We start from the raw sequence: 15,887 nt of genomic DNA, 5'->3' as shown, positions 1-15,887 counted from the left end.
TTATCCTTACTAAAGTGTTGAAAATAAATATTTTTATATTTTTCTAAATTATTAGAGAAAAATAAATTTTATATCTCATAATACTTTCCGCATAATTATCCTTCTCTTTTTATCATAAAATAGCGCCCCCTTCATAATAAAGATATGTAGGCTAAAATGAGTGCAAAGGATAAGAAAGTATGTTACGATACACTTTGCTAAAAATAGATATCGGTAAAGAGGGGACGGACATGACAGCAATTCAGGCAAAAAACGGGCCGACAGAGAAATTAAGTTTATTCTTATTAACATGGCCTATTTTTCTAGAAGTTTTTCTATTTATGTTAATGGGGATCGCTGATACTTTCATGTTAAGTGCATTATCAGACGATGCTGTATCTGGGGTTGGTGCAGCGAATCAATATCTCCATATCGCTATTTTGGTACTAGAAGTCATCGGGAACGGCGCAGCTATCGTCGTATCTCAATACCTCGGTTCCAAACGTTTTATGGAAGCATCTAAAATATCAGCTTTAGCCGTCACATTAAATTTAGTGGTCGGAATCATTATAAGCGCTGGTTTTCTTTTATTTTCAAAACATATGATGATGGCAATGAACTTACAAGGCGATGTACTCATGTATGCGCAAGGCTATTTATCCATCGTCGGAGGCGCTATTTTCCTTCAAGCTATTATTAATTCATTAGCCGCAATTATCCGCGTACATGGCTTCACAAAGCAAGCGATGTTTATTTCTCTTGGAATGAATATTATTCATATCGCTGGAAACTACGTACTCATTTTTGGGAAATTTGGTTTCCCAGAGCTCGGTGTACAAGGGGCTGCCATTTCTTCTGCTGTCAGCAGATTAATCGCACTTATCGTTTTCTTCTGGTTACTGTACCGCGTTATGGAATACCGTGTGAAATTACAATATTACTTCACCTTATCAAAAGAATACATCGGGAAAATTTTAAAGATTGGGATTCCATCTGCATTTGAGCAGGTTATGTATCAAGCTTGCCAAATTGTCTTCTTATACTATGCAACATACTTAGGAACAGAATCATTAGCGGCGAGACAATACGCTACGAACATTTCTATGTTCACTTATTTATTCGCGATTGCGATCGGTATGGGAACAGCCATTATTATCGGACGCCTTGTTGGCGGTGGTGAAAAAGACGAAGCGTATGAACGCGTATGGAAAAGTGTAAAGTGGGCAATTGGTGTCACTTTATGTATGGTCGCCCTCGTTATTACATTCCGTACACAATTAATGGGACTATTTACAGATAATCCGCACATTATTACGTTAGGTGCATCAGTTCTTTTACTAAGTGTACTACTTGAAACGGGACGTACGATGAACATCGTCATTATCAATTCACTTCGCGCAGCTGGTGATGCAAAGTATCCAGTTTTAATTGGAGCATTCTCTATGGTGTTAATGAGTTTACCACTCGGTTACTTTTTCGCCTTCCATTTAGATATGGGGCTCGTTGGTATTTGGCTAGCGATTGCTATTGATGAATGGACACGTGCCATCATTATGTTCTTCCGCTGGAAAAGTAGAGCGTGGGAACGTTATGCACTCGTTAAACCTGAAGAACAAGAAGAGATTGTTTCTGTTCAGGCACAGTAATACTCGTTTAATCGAGATGCATTCATTGGTAGATAACATTTATATTCACTTACCGACAAATGTTAACAATACAACTGTTTATATAGTAGAAAAAGAGCCATTCTTCTGTAACGGAAGAATGGCTCTTTTTATTATTGATAAATCTCTTTATATTTCTTATACTCCGCTTCAGAACATAATACGAAATGTCCTGGGCGAATTTCACGCATTGTTGGTGCTTCACTAGCATAATCATGCTGTGATGGATCGTATACGATACGTTTACGATTGCGCTCATAATCTGGATCTGGAAGCGGGATTGCTGATAATAGTGATTTCGTATATGGATGAATTGGATTCGCATATAACTCTTCACTTGTTGTTAGCTCAACGATTTGACCACGGTACATTACGCCGATGCGATCACTAATGTATTTTACCATTGATAAATCATGGGCAATGAATAAGTATGTTAAACCTTTTTCTTTTTGTAACTTTTTCAGTAAGTTTACAACTTGCGCCTGGATTGATACGTCAAGTGCTGAGATTGGCTCATCAGCAATGATAAATTCAGGTTCTACAGCAAGTGCGCGAGCGATACCGATACGTTGACGTTGTCCACCTGAGAATTCATGCGGGAAACGGTTTGCGTGCTCTTTATTTAAACCAACTGTGATTAATAATTCATGAACACGGTCCATACGCTCTTTTTTTCCTTTTGCTAGTCCGTGAATATCAATACCTTCTGCAATAATATCCCCTACTGTCATACGAGGATTTAATGATGCATATGGATCTTGGAAAATCATTTGCATTTTACGGTTGAACTTCTTCAGTTGTGCGCGTGATTTTTTACCATGTACATTTTCACCATCAAACAACACTTCACCAGCAGTTGCATCATATAAACGAATAATCGTTCTTCCAGTTGTCGATTTACCACAACCTGATTCTCCTACAAGACCAAATGTTTCTCCGCGGAAAATATCAAATGAAATATCATTAACCGCTTTGACAACACCACCACTCACGTCGAAGTGCTGCTTTACATTTTTTACTTCAATTAATTTCTCACGTTGTTTAGTCATGTTGTTCACCTGCTTTCATTTGAAGAATACGTTTTTCAACAACTGCCGGCGGTTTTACTTCTGGAGCTTGCTCGTGAAGTAACCAAGTTGCCGCATAGTGTGTATCACTTACTTTAAATAAAGGTGGGTCCATTTCAAAATCAATTTTCAGCGCCTGCGGGTTACGTGGTGCAAAAGCATCTCCCTTTGGCGGCTTTAATAAATCTGGAGGCGTTCCAGGGATTGCATATAACTCTTCTTCTGAACCATCTAAACTTGGCATAGATGCGATTAGGCCCCAAGTATACGGATGTTTTGGATTGTAGAAAATTTCATCAACCGTTCCAATTTCAACAACTTTACCAGCGTACATAACTGCTACGCGGTCCGCAACGTTTGCCACTACACCTAAATCATGCGTAATGAAAATGATTGCTGCTTCTGTTTTTTGCTGAATGTCCTTCATAAGTTCTAAAATTTGCGCCTGAATTGTAACGTCTAGCGCTGTTGTCGGCTCATCGGCAATTAATAATTTTGGGTTGCAAGCTAACGCCATCGCAATAACTACACGCTGTCTCATACCACCTGAGAATTGGTGAGGATATTGTTTTAAGCGCGCTTCTGGATTTGGAATACCTACAAGGTCGATTAATTCTAACGCAACTTTACGTGCATCTGCTTTACTCATCCCTTGGTGTTTAATAAGGCCTTCCATAATTTGATTTCCAATTGTCATCGTTGGGTTTAATGATGTCATTGGATCTTGGAAAATCATCGCGATATCTTTACCGCGCACTTGTTGCATTTCTTTTTCTGTTAGTTTCGTTAAGTCACGACCTTCAAATACGATTTCACCGTTTTTAATACGTCCTGGAGGATTCGGAATTAATCCCATTAACGCTTTAGAAGTAACTGATTTACCAGAACCAGATTCTCCTACAATCGCTAATGTTTCTCCTTTTTTCAAATCAAAAGTAACACCGCGTACAGCTTGTACTTCACCTGCATGTGTATCAAAGGAGACTTGCAAATCTTTTACCTCTAGCAATGTTTTCATTTTTACTTCTCCCCTCTTTTACTTACGCATTTTTGGATCTAACGCGTCGCGTAATCCGTCTGCCATTAAGTTGAATGCTAAGATTAACATACTGATGACAACCGCTGGGATGAACATCATATGTGGATACGTTTGAATTGATTTATAACCATCGTTTACAAGAGAACCAAGTGATGCGAATGGTGGCTGAATACCTAAACCGATGAAGCTTAAGAACGCCTCACCAAACACTGCTGTTGGAATTGTAAACATTGTCATTACGATAATTGGTCCCATTACGTTCGGGATTAAGTGTTTTACAATTAACTGTGTATTTGTTGCACCTAATGTACGAGATGCTAATACGTATTCTTGATTTTTTAATTTCAGGATTTGTCCACGAACGATACGCGACATCCCTATCCAACCTGTAATCGCCATTGCGAGTGTAATTGACCATATACCAGATCCCATAATGATTACCATTAAAATAACGATGATTAAGTATGGAATACCGTTAATAATCTCCATAATACGTTGCATAATATTATCTACTCTACCGCCATAGAACGCTGAAATACCTCCATATGCAACCCCAATTACTAAGTCAATTGCTGCTGCTAAAAGAGCGATATATAATGATACGCGCGTACCTTCCCATGTTCTTGTCCATAAATCGCGTCCAAGATCATCTGTACCGAACCAGAAATACTCTTTAATATCACGTTTTTCATATTGGTCAACACCATATTGATCTGTACCGTCAAATGGTAGCCAATGAACATTTTCAATAACAGGAATTTTCGGTGGTAATTTCGCACGACCTAAATCTTGCTCTTTATACGAGTGCTTACTTACCATCGGTCCTAAAATTGCTAGTAATATAATAAGCGCTAATAAAATGAAACCAAACATTGCTCCTTTATGTTGGAACAAACGTCTTCTTACATCTTGCCAAAACGTTAAGCTTGGACGGGCAATGACTTCATTATCAACATTATTTTGATTGGCTTGTTGAAATAAATCTGGAGATAATTTTTGTACATCTTTCATCATTTTTTCCCTCCCGCTAAACGAATACGAGGATCAATAATTCCGTATAAAATATCAACAATGAAAATAACTAAGATGAAAATCGCACTATAGAAAATTGTAGTTCCCATAATAACTGTGTAGTCATTCACTGTAATAGATTTAACGAACTGTTCCCCTAGTCCTGGTACAGCATAAATTTGCTCAATAACTAATGTCCCTGTAATTAATCCTGCAACCATTGGTCCTAAAATCGTTACAACTGGAATTAACGCGTTACGAAGTGCGTGTTTGATAATGATAACGCCTTGGCTAATTCCTTTCGCTTTCGCTGTTAAAATGTAGTCAGCTTGCATAACTTCAATTAACTCTGCACGAGCAAAACGTGCGATTGTTGCGATAACTGCCATCGATAAAGCGATTGTAGGCATTACGGTAAACTCTGGTCCTTTCCAGAATGCTACTGGGAACCACCCAAGTTTTACCCCTACGAAATATTGTAGTAATGCGGCGAATACGAACGATGGTACCGACATCCCGAGTACGGAAATAATTGTCGCCCCATAATCGACCCATGTATTGTTACGAAGTGCCGCAACGATTCCTAAGATTAAACCGATAAATGTTCCTAATATAATCGCTTGTAAACCAAGTTGTGCTGATGGTCCAATGCGATCCACAATCATATCTGTTACTGGACGGTTATCATATTGGAATGATACCCCTAAATCACCTTTTGCTAAGTTACCTAAGTAACGCGCATATTGAACTGGTACTGGATCATTTAAGCCATATTTTTCAAGAATGATTTCTTTTTGTGCCGGTGATAGTTTCTCCTGGTTTTTAAGCGGAGAACCCGGAAGTAATTTCATCAAAAAGAAAGTCAGTGTAGTAATTAAAAATAATGTCAAAGCCATGTACACGAAACGTTTTAATACATAACGTCCCATAGTCAAGCACCTCCCCGTTTTTCTCAAAAGCAATAAGATAGTTTAAAATATTCTTACTTTTATTTTTTTAAAATAAGAGCATATGCCCATCATAGGCATATACCCTAGTAAACGATGGAAAAAAAGATTATTTTTGTTCAACAGATGCCCATTTGTAAGTTAATTTACCACCATAGTTAATTGGGATAATATCTTTTACGGCACCTTTTACTACATACGCTGAACCTTTTTGGAAGATTGGAGTGATAACTGCATCCTCTTTAATTAACATCTTCTCTACTTCTAAAAGGTTGTTCCAACGTGCTTGTAAATCTTTTGTATCTGTTTTAGCTTTTAGAATTAAATCATCATATTTTTTATTAGAATAGCCTGTTTTATTTTGAGAACCATTTGTAACAAACATATCTAAATATGAAATTGGATCTGGGAAATCTGGGCCCCAAATACCAAACGCAATATCATATTGCTGAGAATCTTCTAATTTATTTTTTTGTGCGAATGGCTGCTGTTTAATTTTAATTGATAAACCTGGTAAGTTCTTTTCCATCTCGCCTTTTAAGAATTCACCAACTTTTTTCGCATCTTCATTATCGAAGTTTAAGAATTCTAGTTCGATTTTATCAGTGCCAAGCTCTTTCTTCGCTGTTTCCCACAGCTTTTTCGCTTCTTTTGGATTTGTTTCAACTAAATTCCCATTTTCAGCTCGGAAGTCTTTTTTATTCGGACCTTCAGCGAAATCTTTTCCAACAAATCCATAAGCTCCAATTGCACCATTATTTAAAATAACCTTCGCAATATTATCACGGTCAAAGGACATTGAAATTGCTTTTCTTAAGTTTTTATTACTTAAGTATTGATTACTTTGATTAAACCTTAGGTAAGCAACCCCTGCTTCTTTTCTTGTTTGGAATTCTGGGCTTTGTCTAAACTTATCAACAAATTCTGAAGATAGAGCCGCACGATCAATTGAGTTTGTCTCATATAAATTTACATCAGTTGACGTATTTTTAACAATATTAAAGTTAATTTCTTCGATTTTAACCGTTTTATTATCCCAATATGATGGGTTCTTCTTAAACTGGAAGCTTTGCTCATGTTTCCAATCACTCATAACAAATGGTCCATTATATAATGTTGTATTTGCCTCTAACCCAAACTTATCACCTTGTGCTTTTACAAAGTTCTCATTAAGTGGGTAAAATACTGGATAAACCGTTAAATCAACAAAGTAAGGAACGGGATTGTCTAATTCCACTTCTAATGTATATTCATCAGTCGCTTTTACACCTAATTGGTCAGCAGGTAATTCTTTTTTATGAATTTTCTCTGCATTTTTAATATCGAACATAATGTACGAATACGTCGCTTTTGTATCTGGATTTACTGCTCTTTTCCAGGAATACACAAAGTCTTTTGCTGTTACAGGTTCCCCATTCGACCACTTCGCATCTTTTCTTAATTTAAATATGTATTTCTTTCCATCGTCTAGCTTCTGAACATCTTCAGCAATTCCAGGCACTCTCTTTTGATCTTTGCCGATACGATATAAACCTTCCATCGTATTATTTAATGCTGTAGAAGATGCCGAGTCAGATGCTAATGATGCATCCATTGATGGAATTTCAGATAACTCTGTTAAATTAAGAATCTGCTTTCCGTTACTACTACTCGTAGCGTTTTCTTTCCCTTTTGCTTTTGCGTCATCTTTTTGGTAGCTGCACGCACCAAGCAACATACTTGCAGTTAAAGTCGATGCAAGTAATAACGGTATCTTTTTCTTCATGTTGTGTTGCCTCCCCTAATTGCACTTCCTGTACCCTCACTTGTAAAAAAGTAGAATTGAAAGAATAATCTCCAAGTTTCTACAATTTTCATTATACATATAATATAACAATTGTGAATATAGTTTTTTGTTTTTTTGTTAAAATTTTTAATAAAATGTTTATTTTTTTATTTTTTTGTAAAGGGATAGGTTAACATTGCTACCATCATCTTGAAATCAGACCTTTAATTGCGTATAATTTTCAAAAAATTAATTCTAGTACATATTATAGCTTTTATAGTATAATAATTCTAGTAATATTTTGACGGAGGGGAACATTTTGAATAAAGTTTTTTTTCATACTTGTATACTAATTTTCATAGCGATAATCGCTTCTAGTATTGGCGCAATCCTCGTTTCATCGCAATTTTTGTTGAATTTTGTCAATATATCGTTTTATGCCGCACTATTTTTTATTCTTGTTGGCGGTTTTTTATTCATATTTCAAAATGGATTTTTTAACGTAACGATTTACGCCTTCCAAAGAGTGTTCGGTACGAACAAAAAAATTGACTCTTTAATTGAAGAAGTAGAGGAACCTGTCGATAAGAAAGAACGTATTTATAAAACATATTCATTCAAATGGACGTATCCAATTTGTATTACAGGTATCGTTCTTGGGTTGTTCTCAACCCTCATTAGCTTTACTATTTTGATGTAGTTTGCAAACACTATCCCATATGATATAATAATCAGCAAAACATTTTGTTATAAAACTTTAGTTCTTTCATATTAAAAGAGCTCAGGTAACAATAAATAAATTTATATGTATGCGATGATAAAGAAGAGTACATATTGAGGCAATTTCAGAGAGCTTGTGGCTGGTGTGAACAAGTAATTGCGCAGTGTGGAATGGGCTTTTGAGCACCAAACCGAAAGTAGTAGGCTTTGGCGTTATATCCAAACGTTATTATGGATTAGAGAGATTTCACAGTAGTGAAATAATTAGGGTGGTACCGCGGTCCATTCGTCCCTATAGTTTTTTGGGATGAATGGGCTTTTTTGTTTGTCTTCTCTTCCCTATCACGCATTCAAATTTAGGAGGAATTACTTATGTCAGTTATCTTTTCTGGTATTCAGCCGAGTGGAACAATTACACTTGGAAACTATTTAGGAGCTATGAAGCAATTTACAGAGCTTCAAAATGAACACGACTGTTATTTCTGTATTGTAAACCAACATGCGATTACAGTACCTCAAGATCCCGTACAACTTCGTAAAAACATCCGAAGTCTTGCTGCACTTTATGTAGCATGCGGCATTGATCCTGAAAAAGCTACTTTATTTGTACAGTCAGAAGTACCAGCACACGCTCAACTAGGATGGATTATGCAATCAGTTGCTTACGTTGGAGAATTAGAGCGTATGACGCAATATAAAGATAAAGCTTCTGGTAGAGATTCAGTTCCAGCTGGATTATTAACGTATCCACCATTAATGGCTGCTGATATTTTACTTTACAACACTGAAATCGTACCTGTTGGTGATGACCAAAAGCAACATATGGAATTAACACGTGACCTTGCAGAGCGTTTCAACAAACGCTTCCGTGAAGTGTTCACTGTTCCTGAAATTCGCATTCCAAAAGTAGGAGCTCGCGTTATGTCATTAACAGAACCTACGAAAAAAATGAGTAAATCTGATCCGAATCCAAAATCAATGATCAGTATGCTTGATGAACCAAAAACAATTGAAAAGAAAATTAAGAGCGCTGTAACTGATTCTGAAGGTATTGTAAAGTTTGATAAAGAAAACAAACCTGGAATCTCTAACTTATTAACAATCTACTCTTCATTCTCAGGAAAAACAGTAGAAGAAATCGAAGCAATGTACGAAGGAAAAGGATACGGAGACTTCAAAGGCGACCTAGCACAAGTAGTCGTAGAAGCAATTCGTCCAATCCAAGACAAATATAACGAACTAATCAGCTCACCAGAACTAGACGAAATTCTAGACAAAGGTGCCGAAAAAGCAAACCGCGTTGCATTCAAACAACTTCGCAAAGTAGAAAACGCAATGGGGTTAAGTAGAAAGCGTAGGTAACATATAAAGCGAAGGGCTAGGAGCCGGAGCTGGATTTCTATATAAAGCGGAAGCGGCTCGCTTAGAATGTGAGGGGGATGGAGCTCCTGACGCAGAGGCGCTTTTGGCCTCGCAGGAAGGCGCGAAGCCACCGAACATTCTCGCCGCTGGAGCTAAGCTACAACAAATTAAAAAACCGCCAATTGGCGGTTTTTTAATTTACCTTTTGCTCATTTTCCATTTCCCATAACTTTTCAAAAAATGGCTGTCCTTTTACGAGACGCTCGCATAATTGTTCGTGCTTCTCAGACCAGCCTGCTTTCGCTTCATCATACAGTCTAGACCAAATATCTTCAAATTCCATATGTTGAACCATTCCGTATGCTGATGGATCCCACTCTGTGAACCAATAGCGAATTTCTGCTGTATTTTTCGTTGTATGTAATTGATCTAACGCCATAAATAATAATTGTTTCAGCTGTCTTTCTTTACGAGTTAAGCCATTCATAATGAAAGGTGATGGTGATAAAATATGATGTTCTTTTTCCATTTCTTCTACTTGGAACTCATACTTTTCTGCTTGTACGCTTTCTACCATCTCATATACCATCTGCTCTTGGCGCGGTATAAGTCTACTTTTTCGAATTGGTACATTGTAACCAATTGTGTCGATCGCAATAATTCCTTTTCCATCTGTAACAACAAAGCAATACTCTTGCTGCAAACGTTCATGATTTTTACGAATATAAGCCTTATGATGTACGTCTTCCAACAACTTTTGCGGAAGCTCTAACAATTCGTCTTCGATGTAATGATATAATGTGGAATCTACTTTTAATAATGGCACTTGATCTAATAGCTCAATCGTATCATCTTTTCGCCATTCGTAAAAATGACAAACGTTATACCCATTCTCTTCACCTTCAAACCAATTTACCCATACATCATGTAGATATAACATTCACTACCCCTCACTTCACTACTGTTTGTATCAATCATTATGTTCAATTTCGCTAAACTTTATTCCACCTAAGGAAATATATTCTAATTATTATTTTCTCTTCTATTAATACTAAAAAAAACAGGAAATAGAGCTCCTGTTTTTTATATATGAAATGTATTTGCTTTATTCAATATTTCTTTCGCATCTATAGATAATAAAGAAAGTGTATCTATAGATGCGGAAGTTACACAATCTTTGACAATATGAAATCCAAGTGCATAGCCAAGCATCTTCGGATAAGAATGAAATCCATTTAATAAGATGTCGTGCTCCCTTGTTCCTCGTTTTATACCTATTCTTTCATGCACAACATTTTTCCAATAATAAATAGCCTCTTCTTTTGAAAGATACGTCGTCCACGGTGCATTGTTTTTTTCTGAATATCTTTCCTTTACCGCTTGCTCAGCTAGCCCTTCCATAATCATCGTATCAAGTAATGTATATTCTGTTTCTTTTGTCTCAATTTGATGTAACCTGCATATGTGATGATATTCATGCGCCAATAACACTTTTAATTCTTCCACCGAATTCCGTCCGCATACGAATAAGAAAATAACGTGACGCATAGATAATCCAGCCCTGCCGTTATACTCTTCTTGTACAGTTCGATTATAGGAATCTGATAATAAAATAAAGACAGGGACATCCGGACCTTTTAACCAATTTTTCAGTTTCTCATACTCCGTACGTAACTCTTTCCAAATTTCCTTCTCCTCTAACTCTTTAATTTCCTGTTCTCCTCGCATAACCGGGCGATACATACCTTTAGAAATTAAAAAGCGATACAACCTTTCTTTTGGCAGCGGGATATACTTCGTAAACTTCTCACACAGCTTTTCTGGCCGTCCATAATATAGATGTAACCACTCAGCAGTTTCAACAATCCCCATCTCTATCCCTCCTTTTTCTTATGTATATGCAAAAGGAGAAAAAGGCGTAAAAATAAATAAGGAGTTTTTTCGCAATATACTACGAAAAAACTCCTTATTTCATCTATTATTTATACGATTTAAATACTAACACTGCGTTATGACCACCGAATCCTAGTGAGTTACTTAATACTGCATTTACTTCTTGTTGTCTCGCTTTATTCGGTACGTAATCTAAGTCACATTCTGGATCTGGTGTTTCATAGTTAATTGTTGGAGGGATTACTCCGTCTGTAATTGATTTAATCGAGAAGATCGCTTCAACAGCACCAGCTGCTCCTAATAAGTGACCTGTCATCGATTTCGTTGAGCTAATTGCCACCTTATACGCATGCTCACCGAACGTTTCTTTAATTGCCATCGTTTCATACTTTTCATTCGCATCCGTACTTGTACCGTGCGCATTAATGTAATCAATATCTTCTGGCTGTAGACCTGCATCTGCTAAAGCTTGACGCATTGCACGCACGCCACCTTCACCACCAGGAGCCGGCATTGTAATATGGAATGCATCACCCGTTGCACCGTAACCAGCGATTTCCGCATAAATGTGAGCACCACGAGCTAATGCGTGCTCTAATTCTTCAAGAATTAAAATACCTGAACCTTCACCCATTACGAAACCGCTACGATTTTTATCAAATGGACGGCAAGCTGTTACTGGATCTTCATTAAATGTTAATGCTTTCGCTGAACTAAATCCTGCAAATGCCATGCTTGTTAACGGCGCTTCTGCTCCGCCTGTTATCATTGCATCAGCATCACCGCGCTGAATTGCTTTAAATGCATCACCAATTGAGTTTGCACCAGATGCACAAGCCGTTACAGAACAAGTGTTAATTCCTTTTGCTCCTGTTGCGATCGATACTTGACCTGCTGCCATATCTGGGATCATCATTGGTACGAAGAATGGGCTCACGCGACGCGGGCCTTTCTCAGTAAAAATCTTAAATTGTTCTTCGTATGTTTCCATACCGCCAATACCAGAACCAATCCATACACCAATTCGAGGTCCGTTTTCTTCTGTAATTTCAAGCTTTGCATCTGCAACTGCCATTTTCGCTGCTGCTACTGCATATTGTGTAAAGCGATCCATACGGCGCGCTTCTTTTTTATCAATATATTTCTCGACTTCAAAGTCGTTAATTTCTGCTGCTACTTTTGCTGGAAATAGTTCCGGATCAATTCTTGTAAGTCGTCCGATTCCAGATACACCCTTTTTAATGTTTTCCCACGCTGTTTCAACATCTGTTCCGATCGGTGTAACAGCTCCTAGTCCTGTAATTACGACCCTCTTTTTTTCCATACAAAATACACTCCTTTTTTTCTCTCAGTCCTTATTTACCCCAACGAAGAGCGACTGCTCCCCATGTTAATCCGCCGCCGAAACCGACAAGTATAATTAAATCACCATCTTGAATACGTCCATTTTGCAATTCCTCTACCATTGCAATTGGAATTGAAGAAGCTGATGTATTACCAAACTTTTCAATTGTCATACTCATTTTTTCTTGTGGTAAATTTAATCTCTCTCTTGCAGATTCCATAATACGAATATTCGCTTGATGCGGTACTAAGAAATCCACATCCTCTTTCGTAAGACCAGCCTTATCCAGCACGCGAAGACAAGATTCACCAAGTTGACGAACGGCAAATTTAAAGACTTCTCTGCCATTCATCATAACATACTCGTCTTGATATAGATGCTTACCGCCACTTCCGTCTGCTCCTAATTCGAAAGATAGAACGCCTCTTCCTTCTGAAACTGCCCCCATTACAATAGCACCGGCTCCGTCCCCAAATAGTACTGCTGTATTGCGATCATTCCAGTCTACAATTTTAGATAGTTTATCACTACCAACTACTAATACATTTTTATAAGTTCCCGTTTGAATAAATTGCTGCGCTGTAATCATTCCGTACATAAAACCAGCACATGCTGCTCCTACATCCATTGCAGCTGCATGTTTCGCTCCAATCGCTTCTTGAATGACACAAGCTACTGCTGGAAACGCACGATCTGGTGTTACTGTCGCCACTAAAATAAGATCGATATCTTCTCCGCTAACCCCTGCATCTTCAAGTGCTTTTTTAGCAGCCTCTACGGCCATATATGAAGTATCTATTGTATCATCGGCAATGCGTCTTTCTGCAATTCCCGTTCTCGTACGAATCCATTCATCGGATGTATCCATTATTTTCTCTAAATCGTGATTTGTGACTACTTTTTCCGGCACATATCTTCCGATCCCTAAAATGCCCACGTTCACATCGCAGCCCTCCGTTTTATATCAATTATTATGACTTGGTACTAATTTTAAAACATAAATGTATTTTTGTCTAGAATATATTTCAGCTAAAACATAAAGCCAGCATTATTCACTTTATTGTTTATTAAAAGAAACAGAAACATACCTTCCCTGTTTCTTTTGAAATATAAAAAGGCCCGAACCGCTTCTATCCACGGTTCGGGCCTTTCTTCCATCTAAAAAGATGTTTTTTATTCTTTTTATTCTTGATCTGCTTTCCCAAGCTCATATGCTTCGTTCATAACTTTCATCAATAACTCTAATACTGGTTGTGCTTTCTCCATATCAAGCGCAATTCCATTATCATCTAAAATGGCCTTTGCTTCTGGTAAATGCTTCATTGCGATTTGTAAAAATTGCATGCTTTTCTCATTCATATTATGTTCTTCCTCTCCATTAAAACTTTCACATACATAGTGTAACACGCTCGCTATCCTTCGTATAACTCTTTATATTTTTTCATATGGGCCAATTGTTTATTTAAACCGTATTCTAGTGGGGTATTTCTTTTTATCAAAACAACCTCTACAGCTGAATCTCTTTCTTCCTCATTCTCTTTATTCTCTTTATCCTCTGCACGTAAAAGGTTCATACCTTTTTTCCATAATGTCTTTTTACCACTAAGTAAATTGTATATGCCGAGATGCTCCTCGTTCATTCCATTTTCCCATAAGTATTCACCTACATCTTCCACATACAATAAATCACTTCCGTTTTCCTCACTCGCATAATGGCACTCTTTCTCATCGAGTTCTGATAAAATGAGCTGATGATACATCATAAAGGATGGTTGCCATGGCCCATATAATATAGGAACTCGAAATACACTATATTGTACCTCTCCTTTTTTCAATCCTTCTTCCACTTTCGAAAATAATCGTTTATTTTCAGATTCGTCTGCATTTCCTACTTCAATAGAAGAAATTAGATTTAACTTCACTTTCTGTTCTGCACACAGTCTTATAATCCGCTTTAAATACTGTAATATAACCCTTTCATTCCGAAAACCACTTTGTTGATTTGGCTCATATAAGCAAAAATAAACCGTATCGAACTTCTCTCCTTCTACTGATCTCCATCCATCTTCATCTCTTATCGAATAATACGTAAATAACGCATTTCGCCCAATTAACAATAACTTCTCTTCATTAATTTTTGTCATATTCTCGAATTCATCAAAATCAAGACCGTACACTTCTACTTCTTCTGCAATCATTTTATTCACAAGGTGATAACCTACAAACGTAAGTGCACCTATAATTAGCACGCGCTCCATACCACCAACCCTTTCTCCTTGAAACAAATAGCTCCTCATTTATGTATATGGGAGCTTCACAATTCTTCTTCATATTTTTTAAAGAAATCAGTCGTTTGCCTAACCATTTTATATTTCACATCTTGCAGATGGAATAAGACAGAAGTATCGCATTGATTGAATTGCCTCATTTTCTCATATTTACGTAACAACTGTTTTCTTCCTCTTTTTTCTTGTGTTGATACGAAAACTTTAACAGGTACACAAGACGGAAGAAGCGTAAATGTTTTCTTATTTATTTTGGACTCCAATTCTTCTTCTTTGGAATCATACGCCAAACTTAATTCCTTCACTAATCTTTTGTAAAAAAACTTATGCTCTTTCTCAAACTCCACATATTCTGGTAAATCTAAACACGGATTTAACATAATGACTGAGCGTATACATTCAGGGTATTTGTTCATCATTTCAAGTGCTACAAGTGCCCCCATACCGTCTGCCATAATGTGCATTTTCGCATTTAATGTCTCTTTTCTCAAAACAACGTCATATAAGCGTTTTGCTAGACGAACAGATTGGTCGTTTCCCCAATGTCTTCCGTATAAATTAGAAGAAAAGACCGTGTAGCCTTCCGCAATAAGGCCATGTAAAAAATAAGATTTGCCTGCATGCTGTGTCCATAAACTTGTACCATTCTCAATAAAGTAGTTGTAATCACCAAGAAGCATTACAGAAAATCCATTTGGCTTCTCCGGTAAATAAATGACACATGGTTCTTTTTCTAAGTAAAAAAAACGTTCCGTAATACTCATTTTTCCCCCGCCTTATTTTCTAAACGTATAAAAGTACTCTTCTATA

At 37.1% G+C, this 15,887-nt stretch carries 15 protein-coding genes and 1 other annotated feature; of the genes, 3 read left to right on the top strand and 12 right to left on the bottom strand.

Annotated elements, in window-relative coordinates:
- Nucleotides 1-179 precede the first annotated feature (179 nt).
- Nucleotides 180-1,625: an MATE family efflux transporter gene (locus tag KZZ19_RS05980; RefSeq protein WP_140392383.1), complete on the top strand. Its 1,446-nt coding sequence runs from the start codon at nt 180-182 to the stop codon at nt 1,623-1,625.
- 131 nt (nt 1,626-1,756) lie between these two features.
- Here the strand turns inward: KZZ19_RS05980 and KZZ19_RS05975 are convergent, their stop codons facing one another.
- The 5 genes from KZZ19_RS05975 to KZZ19_RS05955 form a co-directional block, all read right to left on the bottom strand.
- Nucleotides 1,757-2,692, bottom strand: a complete 936-nt coding sequence (locus KZZ19_RS05975; RefSeq protein WP_076535984.1) for an ABC transporter ATP-binding protein — start codon at nt 2,690-2,692, stop codon at nt 1,757-1,759.
- The gene (locus KZZ19_RS05970) at nt 2,685-3,728 is read right to left on the bottom strand and encodes an ABC transporter ATP-binding protein (RefSeq protein WP_000854346.1); all 1,044 of its coding nucleotides are present in this window, start codon (nt 3,726-3,728) and stop codon (nt 2,685-2,687) included. Before KZZ19_RS05970 ends, KZZ19_RS05975 begins: the two co-directional genes overlap by 8 nt.
- A gap of 18 nt (nt 3,729-3,746) precedes the next feature.
- The gene (gene opp3C, locus KZZ19_RS05965; RefSeq protein ID WP_048559566.1) at nt 3,747-4,763 is read right to left on the bottom strand and encodes an oligopeptide ABC transporter permease; all 1,017 of its coding nucleotides are present in this window, start codon (nt 4,761-4,763) and stop codon (nt 3,747-3,749) included.
- Nucleotides 4,760-5,689, bottom strand: a complete 930-nt coding sequence (gene opp3b, locus KZZ19_RS05960) for an oligopeptide ABC transporter permease (protein ID WP_000534165.1) — start codon at nt 5,687-5,689, stop codon at nt 4,760-4,762. Before opp3b ends, opp3C begins: the two co-directional genes overlap by 4 nt.
- A gap of 127 nt (nt 5,690-5,816) precedes the next feature.
- Nucleotides 5,817-7,472, bottom strand: a complete 1,656-nt coding sequence (locus KZZ19_RS05955) for a peptide ABC transporter substrate-binding protein (RefSeq protein WP_237979838.1) — start codon at nt 7,470-7,472, stop codon at nt 5,817-5,819.
- Nucleotides 7,473-7,791: 319 nt separating this feature from the next.
- Between KZZ19_RS05955 and KZZ19_RS05950 the strand changes: the two genes are divergently transcribed.
- Nucleotides 7,792-8,172 carry a DUF3899 domain-containing protein gene (locus KZZ19_RS05950; protein ID WP_088095536.1) on the top strand — a complete coding sequence of 127 codons (381 nt, stop codon included), beginning with the start codon at nt 7,792-7,794 and terminating at the stop codon, nt 8,170-8,172.
- Nucleotides 8,173-8,277: 105 nt separating this feature from the next.
- Nucleotides 8,278-8,489, top strand: a binding site (T-box leader).
- A gap of 75 nt (nt 8,490-8,564) precedes the next feature.
- Nucleotides 8,565-9,554: a tryptophan--tRNA ligase gene (trpS, locus tag KZZ19_RS05945; RefSeq protein ID WP_000110997.1), complete on the top strand. Its 990-nt coding sequence runs from the start codon at nt 8,565-8,567 to the stop codon at nt 9,552-9,554.
- A 193-nt stretch (nt 9,555-9,747) separates the two neighbouring features.
- Here trpS and KZZ19_RS05940 read toward each other — a convergent pair whose 3' ends face one another.
- The 7 genes from KZZ19_RS05940 to KZZ19_RS05910 form a co-directional block, all read right to left on the bottom strand.
- On the bottom strand, nt 9,748-10,494 hold the full coding sequence (locus KZZ19_RS05940; RefSeq protein WP_088095535.1) for a YjbA family protein: 747 nt from the start codon (nt 10,492-10,494) through the stop codon (nt 9,748-9,750).
- Between the two features lie 143 nt (nt 10,495-10,637).
- Nucleotides 10,638-11,426: a DUF2268 domain-containing protein gene (locus tag KZZ19_RS05935; RefSeq protein ID WP_237979837.1), complete on the bottom strand. Its 789-nt coding sequence runs from the start codon at nt 11,424-11,426 to the stop codon at nt 10,638-10,640.
- Nucleotides 11,427-11,532: 106 nt separating this feature from the next.
- Nucleotides 11,533-12,771 carry a beta-ketoacyl-ACP synthase II gene (gene fabF, locus KZZ19_RS05930; protein ID WP_237979836.1) on the bottom strand — a complete coding sequence of 413 codons (1,239 nt, stop codon included), beginning with the start codon at nt 12,769-12,771 and terminating at the stop codon, nt 11,533-11,535.
- Between the two features lie 31 nt (nt 12,772-12,802).
- Nucleotides 12,803-13,735, bottom strand: a complete 933-nt coding sequence (gene fabH, locus KZZ19_RS05925; protein ID WP_001100533.1) for a beta-ketoacyl-ACP synthase III — start codon at nt 13,733-13,735, stop codon at nt 12,803-12,805.
- Between the two features lie 239 nt (nt 13,736-13,974).
- Complete coding sequence (locus KZZ19_RS05920; protein WP_009879752.1) at nt 13,975-14,151, bottom strand: ComZ family protein; 177 nt, start codon at nt 14,149-14,151, stop codon at nt 13,975-13,977.
- Nucleotides 14,152-14,204: 53 nt separating this feature from the next.
- Nucleotides 14,205-15,077 (bottom strand): NAD-dependent epimerase/dehydratase family protein, encoded by an 873-nt coding sequence (locus KZZ19_RS05915; RefSeq protein WP_140392379.1) that lies wholly within the window; start codon nt 15,075-15,077, stop codon nt 14,205-14,207.
- Between the two features lie 29 nt (nt 15,078-15,106).
- Nucleotides 15,107-15,841 carry an alpha/beta hydrolase gene (locus tag KZZ19_RS05910; RefSeq protein WP_237979835.1) on the bottom strand — a complete coding sequence of 245 codons (735 nt, stop codon included), beginning with the start codon at nt 15,839-15,841 and terminating at the stop codon, nt 15,107-15,109.
- Nucleotides 15,842-15,887: the final 46 nt, after the last annotated feature.

The sequence above is a fragment of the Bacillus thuringiensis genome (assembly GCF_022095615.2).
Classification (GTDB): Bacteria; Bacillota; Bacilli; order Bacillales; family Bacillaceae_G; genus Bacillus_A; species Bacillus_A cereus_AG.
Note: the sequence above shows the minus strand (reverse complement) of the source record. Positions and strands in the feature narration are given on the sequence as shown.

What these genes read in the sequence shown, in the direction of transcription:
- fabF (WP_237979836.1), bottom strand. Translation starts at nt 12,771, where the DNA reads ATGGAAAAAAAGAGGGTCGTAATTACAGGACTAGGAGCTGTTACACCG.
- KZZ19_RS05935 (WP_237979837.1), bottom strand. Translation starts at nt 11,426, where the DNA reads ATGGGGATTGTTGAAACTGCTGAGTGGTTACATCTATATTATGGACGG.
- KZZ19_RS05975 (WP_076535984.1), bottom strand. Translation starts at nt 2,692, where the DNA reads ATGACTAAACAACGTGAGAAATTAATTGAAGTAAAAAATGTAAAGCAG.
- KZZ19_RS05940 (WP_088095535.1), bottom strand. Translation starts at nt 10,494, where the DNA reads ATGTTATATCTACATGATGTATGGGTAAATTGGTTTGAAGGTGAAGAG.
- KZZ19_RS05910 (WP_237979835.1), bottom strand. Translation starts at nt 15,841, where the DNA reads ATGAGTATTACGGAACGTTTTTTTTACTTAGAAAAAGAACCATGTGTC.
- KZZ19_RS05955 (WP_237979838.1), bottom strand. Translation starts at nt 7,472, where the DNA reads ATGAAGAAAAAGATACCGTTATTACTTGCATCGACTTTAACTGCAAGT.
- KZZ19_RS05920 (WP_009879752.1), bottom strand. Translation starts at nt 14,151, where the DNA reads ATGAATGAGAAAAGCATGCAATTTTTACAAATCGCAATGAAGCATTTA.
- opp3b (WP_000534165.1), bottom strand. Translation starts at nt 5,689, where the DNA reads ATGGGACGTTATGTATTAAAACGTTTCGTGTACATGGCTTTGACATTA.
- KZZ19_RS05980 (WP_140392383.1), top strand. Translation starts at nt 180, where the DNA reads ATGTTACGATACACTTTGCTAAAAATAGATATCGGTAAAGAGGGGACG.
- KZZ19_RS05970 (WP_000854346.1), bottom strand. Translation starts at nt 3,728, where the DNA reads ATGAAAACATTGCTAGAGGTAAAAGATTTGCAAGTCTCCTTTGATACA.
- opp3C (WP_048559566.1), bottom strand. Translation starts at nt 4,763, where the DNA reads ATGATGAAAGATGTACAAAAATTATCTCCAGATTTATTTCAACAAGCC.
- trpS (WP_000110997.1), top strand. Translation starts at nt 8,565, where the DNA reads ATGTCAGTTATCTTTTCTGGTATTCAGCCGAGTGGAACAATTACACTT.